This is a genomic window from Streptomyces recifensis, assembly GCF_002154615.1.
In the GTDB taxonomy this organism is placed as follows: Bacteria; Actinomycetota; Actinomycetes; order Streptomycetales; family Streptomycetaceae; genus Streptomyces; species Streptomyces griseoluteus.
In genome coordinates this window covers 1-6,400 of record NZ_MUNH01000600.1, presented here as the reverse complement: position 1 = coordinate 6,400, position 6,400 = coordinate 1, and the positions used below count along the sequence as shown (strand labels likewise).

The window sequence follows — 6,400 nt, the reverse complement described above, 5'->3', positions numbered from 1 at the left end:
GTGCGCGTCACCCTGCTCGACGGCAAGTCCCACTCCGTCGACTCCTCCGACGCCGCCTTCCAGACCGCGGGCGCCCTCGCCCTGCGCGAAGCCGCCACCGAGGCCCGCATCCACCTGCTGGAACCGGTCGCCGAGATCGCCGTCCTGGTCCCCGACGACTACGTCGGCGCCGTCATGAGCGACCTGTCCACCCGGCGCGGCCGCGTCCTGGGCACCGAACAGACCGGCGCCGGACGCACCCTGATCCGCGCGGAGGTACCCGAGTTCGAGATCGGCCGGTACGCCATCGACCTGCGCTCCCTCTCCCACGGCACGGCCTCCTTCAGCCGCGCCTACGCCCGCCACGAGCCGATGCCGCCCCAAGTCGCGGAGAGACTGCGCGACCAGGACGGCGAGACCCGGTAACTCCCGGCACCGGCGGGCGGCTTCGGCCGTCCGCCGACGCGTGGGGCACGGCTGCCGATACGCTGGCCGACGGGTCCCGGACCGGCCGAACCGGCGCCGTGGCCACGGGACATCGCAACGATGTCCGGTTCGGCAGGTGTGCGCGGCGGGGAAGCCGGGAAGGCCGCAGGAGCGACACGGCGGCGATGGGGGCGGGAATGTCGGTAGGGACGGAGTGGGACGGGCCTCAGGTGCCCGTCTCCGGGGACGAGGGCCAGGCGGCGACCCTCGCACTGGCCTCGGCGGCCTACCGGGACACCCCCATGCTCGAGATCAAGAAGGCCGACAACGAGTGGCACACGTCCACCGTCAAGGCCGGCCGCATCCCGCTGTTCCGCCCCAACCTGGGCGAAGCCTTCTCCCGCGCCGTCGCCGACCGCCTCCTCGCGCCCGGCCGCAAGCCCCTGATCCAGTCCTTCGGCGCCGACCCCCAGGTCGTCGTCGAACACTGCCTGGCCGCCAACAACATCCGCCGCGAACGCGACAACAAGCTGACCCTGGTGACGGTCGTCTGCGGCCTGATCTTCCTGCCCGGCCTCCTCGCCTGGCTCCTGGTCTTCCTGCTCCGCTCGTTCCTGGCCAAGCGCGAGGGCCGGGCCGGGGCACTGGGCACCGCGCTGCTCGCCGGAGTCGGTGTCCTCGCCGTGCTCTTCCTACTCAAGCTGCCCTTCGGCGGCTTCTGGGGCTGGTACACCCGCGCCGCCGTCGTCGTCCCCGTACTCGGCTGGTTCTGGGCCCGCCGCGTCTGCGAGCGCACCGCCGCCGACCTGCGTGAACGCTGGGCCGGACTGCTCTCCGGCAGCAGTGTCGGCGCCAAGGTCCCCGAGGCCGTACCCCGCAGCCCCGGCGAGACCGCCGCCGAACAGCTCCGCCAGTCCCTGGCCCGGCTCGGCGCGGAACAGCGCTCCAACTCCGTCTTCTACGCCGGCCCCAAGGGCATTCTCGGCATGGGCACCCGCTGGGGTTCCTGGCAGCTCGCCGAGGAACTGGTCTCCGCCGACCCTCCGCGGGAGATCCACCCCTTCCGGAGCTGGGACGTGATACGCGCCATCCACGACCAGCTCAGCCTGCTGGAGCGCGGCCCCCTCAACACCGGCGGCTTCCCCCGCCCGTCGATACGGCACTGGATCGTCACTCCGATCGGCGAGAACGCCGACGCGGTCTCCCGGCCGGAGGGCACGGACGTCGAGGCGTTCCAGGTCAAGCCGCACGCCATACAGGAGATCTGCAACAAGCAGCAGTTCGGCAGCGGCGACCGGCACTACCTGGGCGTCCAGTGGACCCTGTGGGACGGCCAGCTCGTCCTCACCATGATGATCACGGTGACCGTCCTCCACGAGACCCTGCGCATCGAGGTCACCGGCCACGCCCTCGGCCCGGTCAACCCGCTCTTCCACACCAAGCCGGCCGCCCCCACCAAGGAGGTCGCCAAGACCCTCAAGCCGTGGGAGAACCGCACGGTCAAGCTCCCCCTGGTCCCCACCGACGAGGTCGTACGGCTCGCCGTCCGCGCCCCGCTGACCTGGTTCGCGCCGACCCTGAACTGGCTCGGCGGCTCCATCGGCCTGCCCGAGCCCTTCGGTCTGCGGCACGCCTGGGCCGACCAGCCCTGGCGCCACCGCTTCATGGCCGACGACGCCCTGCGCGCAGCCACCCCGGTCCTCAGGGTGGTGCACTCCGCCGCGATCAAGGTGCTCAAGGAGAACGGCGTGGACACCGAGAAGTTCGGCGCCCGCTCCGCCTTCCTCAGCGGCCTGGTCCAGGACCCCGCGCCGAGGAAGGCCGACCTGTACGACGCGTGAGCCTCCGGCGGCTCAGCGGGAAGCACAGGCCGCCCGCCGCCCTCGCGGGTCAGCCCTGAACGGGCCCCGTCCTCGAACGCCGGACGGGCTGGACGGTGCCGAGCCCGTCAGACTGCGGGCCAGGCGTCCGCGAGCATCTTGCGGGTGTCGCCCAGCAGCTGCGGCAGCACCTTCGTCTGGCCCACCACCGGCATGAAATTCGTGTCGCCACCCCAGCGCGGCACGATGTGCTGGTGGAGGTGGGCCGCGATGCCCGCGCCCGCCACCGAGCCCTGGTTCATCCCGATGTTGAACCCGTGCGCCCCGGACGCCGTCCGCAGCGCCGTCATGGCCTGCTTCGTCAGCTCCGCCAGCTCGGCCGTCTCCGGACCGGTCAGATCGGTGTAGTCCGCCACGTGCCGGTACGGCACCGTCATCAGATGGCCGCCGTTGTACGGGTACAGGTTGAGCACCGCGTACACATGCTCACCCCGGCGGACGATCAGGCCGTCCTCGTCGGATTTCGCCGGGATCGAGCAGAACGGGCAGCCGTCGTCCGCGCCCGGACCGCTCGGCTTGTTCTCGCCCTGGATGTAGGCCATCCGGTGGGGCGTCCACAGGCGCTGGAACGCGTCCTGCGTCCCCACTCCGATCTGCTGCTCCGGCTCACTCGTCATGCAAGGCAGCATATGGCTTCGCTCGTTCGCGGCGTGTCGCCGGGGCGGCGGGATGGCTCCGGACGGCCAAGCTGGGCCGGTGGACCACGACAGAACCATGACCCGCTGGGAGCACCGGGCCGAGATGCCGCTCACCGTGGCATCCCTGACGTTCCTCGGTTCCTACGCGGCCCTCGTCCTCGCCCCCCGTCTCGGCACCGCCTGGGACGACACCTGGCTGGTGCTGCTGCTCGCCTGCTGGGCGCTGTTCGCCGTGGACTACGCGATGCGCTGGAAGCTCAGCGGTCAGGGCATGAGCTTCGTCCGCACCCACTGGCTGGACACCCTCGTCCTGCTCCTGCCGCTGCTGCGCCCGCTGCGGATCGTGCGGATCTACGAGGCCATGGAGCACCGGCGCGGCATGCCCCGGCTCCCGCTGTACGCGCGGGTCATCGCCTACTCGGGGATCTCCACCCTGCTGATGGGCTTCACCGGCGCGCTCGCGGTCTACCAGCAGGAGAAGGGCGCGCCGGCCTCACACATGCGGACCTTCGGCGACGCCCTCTGGTGGGCGTGCTCCACGCTGTCCACGGTGGGCTACGGCGACGTCGTCCCCGTGACGACGGGCGGCCGGGCCATCGCGGTGGCGATGATGGCGGGCGGCCTGGCCCTGCTGGGCGCGGTGACGGGGTCGTTCTCGTCGTGGCTGCTGCAGGTGTTCGCGCGGGAGGAGGACGACGAACCCCCGAGGCGGCACTGATGCCTCGGGGGTTCGTGCGGACTCGTCCGGGTCAGACCTGGACCCGCTCCGCCACGACCTTCTCGATCTTGGCGATGGCGTCCTCGAACGGGATGCCGTTCTCCTGCGAGCCGTCGCGGTAGCGGAAGGAGACGGTGTCCGCGTTCATGTCCTCGTCGCCGACGATGATCATGAACGGCACCTTCTGGCGCTGGGCGTTCCTGATCTTCTTCTGCATCCGGTCCGAGGAGGAGTCCACCTCGACCCGCAGACCCTTGCGCTTGGCCTCGGCCGCGAACTTCTCCAGGTACTCGACGTGCGCGTCCCCGATCGGGATGCCCACCGCCTGCACCGGAGCCAGCCACGCCGGGAAGGCACCCGCGTAGTGCTCCAGCAGCACGGCGAAGAACCGCTCGATGGAGCCGAACAGGGCGCGGTGGATCATCACCGGGCGCTGCTTGGAGCCGTCGGGGCCGGTGTACTCCAGGTCGAACCGCTCGGGCAGGTTGAAGTCGAGCTGGATCGTCGACATCTGCCAGGTACGGCCGATCGCGTCCTTGGCCTGGACGGAGATCTTCGGGCCGTAGAACGCGGCGCCACCGGGGTCGGGCACGAGCGGCAGGCCCTGCTTCTCGGCGACCTGACGCAGGGTCTCGGTCGCCTCCTCCCACGCCTCGTCGGAGCCGACGAACTTCTCCGGGTCCTTGGTGGACAGCTCCAGGTAGAAGTCGGTCAGACCGTAGTCGCGCAGCAGACCGAGGACGAAGGTGAGCGTCCGGTCCAGCTCCTCGGACATCTGCTCACGGGTGCAGTAGATGTGCGCGTCGTCCTGGGTGAAGCCGCGGGCACGGGTGAGGCCGTGCACGACGCCCGACTTCTCGTACCGGTACACGGTCCCGAACTCGAAGAGGCGCAGCGGCAGTTCACGGTACGAGCGGCCGCGCGCGTCGAAGATCAGGTTGTGCATCGGGCAGTTCATGGGCTTGAGGTAGTAGTCCACGCCCTCGTCGAGCTGCATGGGCGGGTACATGCCGTCGGCGTACCAGTCCAGGTGGCCCGAGGTCTCGAAGAGCTTCCCCTTCGTGGCGTGCGGGGTGTAGACGAACTCGTACCCCTCCTCCTCGTGGCGGCGCCGCGAGTAGTCCTCCATGACCCGGCGGATGATGCCGCCCTTGGGGTGGAAGACGGCGAGGCCGGAGCCGATCTGCTCCGGGATGGAGAAGAGGTCCAGCTCGCTGCCGAGCTTGCGGTGGTCGCGCTTCTCGGCCTCGGCGAGGAACTCCAGGTGCGCCTTCAGCTCGTCCTTGGAGGGCCAGGCGGTGCCGTAGATGCGCTGGAGCATCGGGTTCTTCTCGCTGCCGCGCCAGTAGGCGGCCGCGTTGCGCATCAGCTTGAACGCCGGGATGTTGCGGGTCGAGGGCAGGTGGGGACCCCGGCAGAGGTCCTTCCAGCACAGCTCGCCGGTCTTGGCGTCCAGGTTGTCGTAGATGGTCAGCTCGCCGGCGCCGACCTCGACGTCCGCGCCGTCGTCGGAGGAGGCCGAGCCCTTGAGCCCGATCAGCTCCAGCTTGTAGGGCTCGTCGGCCAGCTCCGCGCGGGCGTCCTCGTCGGAGACCACCCGGCGGGAGAACTTCTGGCCCCGCTTCTGGATCTCCTGCATCTTCTTCTCGATGGCCTTGAGGTCATCGGGGTGGAAGGGCTTCGCCACGTCGAAGTCGTAGTAGAAGCCGTCCTTGACCGGCGGGCCGATGCCGAGCTTGGCCTCGGGGAACAGCTCCTGCACGGCCTGGGCCATGACGTGGGCGGTGGAGTGACGCAGGATGTTGAGACCGTCCTCGGAGGAGATCTCGACGCCCTCGACCTCGTCGCCGTCGGACAGCTCGTAGGTGAGGTCCCTCAGCTCGCCCGCCACGCGCGCGGCGATGATCGAGCGCTCGCCCGGGAAGAGGTCGGCGGCGGTAGTGCCCGTCGTCACCACGCGCTCTTCCCGCTCGGAATCGCGTTGGATGATCACACGGACGTCTGACACCGGTCTCTCCTGACTGAAGGCTGAGTGCGGCGCCGTACCAGGAGCGCGCGCACAAGGGATCGTACCGACCCGCCCCCGCCGACCGCGAAACGGTTACTCTGCGTCGCCGTCTCCGTACGCCTCTCCGCATGCCTCCTCGAAGAAGTCGAGGTTCTCCTGGAGGGACTTCATCAGCCGGTCGCGCTCGGTCTCGTCGACCCGTACGGGGACGACCCCGGTGGCGCCGGTGAGCCTGCGGAAGCCGCCCCGGCGCTCCAGCCGGCCGCGCACGCGGACCGGGAGGCCGACGAGGTGCGCGTGGCCCGCGATCCGGTAGTCCTCCTCGCCGAGGGTGAGCCGAAGGTGCGGGACCTCGGCGCCCGCGAGCACCCGCAGCCGTACGGTGCCCGCGCCGCGCGGTCCGGATCGGCGCAGCCGGACGACGACACCGGTGACGCTGACGCTCTCGGAGGGTTCGGCGCGCAGGTAGCGGGCGCCCGCCGCCCGCAGGGCGGGGAGGTCGCCGGGTGAGAACTCGACGGGTCCGGCCGAGGCGGCGCAGCCGTCGGGGATGCCGGCCGCGGGTGCCCAGGCGATGGCGATGCGGGCGCCCTCGGTCCCTCGGACGAGGGCGGTGAGGGCCTCGGTGAGTTCGCGGCTGACACCGGCTTCCACCGCCCCGTCGAAGGCGTCCGTGTTTCCGGTGGCGCGCTGGTAGTCGATGGCCTCACGGGTGGCGTGCAGGGCGTGGTGGAGGCGGACGGTGAGGGGG

The 6,400-nt window shown here is 70.7% G+C and carries 4 protein-coding genes and 2 pseudogenes; 3 read left to right on the top strand and 3 right to left on the bottom strand.

Annotation, left to right across the window (positions count from 1 at the left end; translation table 11 throughout):
* Together CCN33_RS26855 and CCN33_RS26850 are read left to right on the top strand one after the other, a co-directional pair.
* A pseudogene (locus CCN33_RS26855) lies at window positions 1–405 on the top strand (elongation factor G-like protein EF-G2); the annotation flags it as partial.
* Between the two features lie 197 nt (window positions 406–602).
* The gene (locus tag CCN33_RS26850; RefSeq protein ID WP_086696031.1) at window positions 603–2,246 is read left to right on the top strand and encodes a hypothetical protein; all 1,644 of its coding nucleotides are present in this window, start codon (window positions 603–605) and stop codon (window positions 2,244–2,246) included.
* A 107-nt stretch (window positions 2,247–2,353) separates the two neighbouring features.
* Here the strand turns inward: CCN33_RS26850 and CCN33_RS26845 are convergent, their stop codons facing one another.
* The gene (locus CCN33_RS26845; RefSeq protein ID WP_086696030.1) at window positions 2,354–2,914 is read right to left on the bottom strand and encodes an HIT family protein; all 561 of its coding nucleotides are present in this window, start codon (window positions 2,912–2,914) and stop codon (window positions 2,354–2,356) included.
* Window positions 2,915–2,981: 67 nt separating this feature from the next.
* Here CCN33_RS26845 and CCN33_RS26840 point away from each other — a divergent pair, with 67 nt between their 5' ends.
* Window positions 2,982–3,641: a potassium channel family protein gene (locus CCN33_RS26840; RefSeq protein ID WP_392228659.1), complete on the top strand. Its 660-nt coding sequence runs from the start codon at window positions 2,982–2,984 to the stop codon at window positions 3,639–3,641.
* Window positions 3,642–3,672: 31 nt separating this feature from the next.
* Here the strand turns inward: CCN33_RS26840 and thrS are convergent, their stop codons facing one another.
* Window positions 3,673–5,649, bottom strand: a complete 1,977-nt coding sequence (gene thrS / locus CCN33_RS26835; protein ID WP_086696028.1) for a threonine--tRNA ligase — start codon at window positions 5,647–5,649, stop codon at window positions 3,673–3,675.
* A gap of 93 nt (window positions 5,650–5,742) precedes the next feature.
* A pseudogene (locus CCN33_RS26830) lies at window positions 5,743–6,400 on the bottom strand (hypothetical protein); the annotation flags it as partial.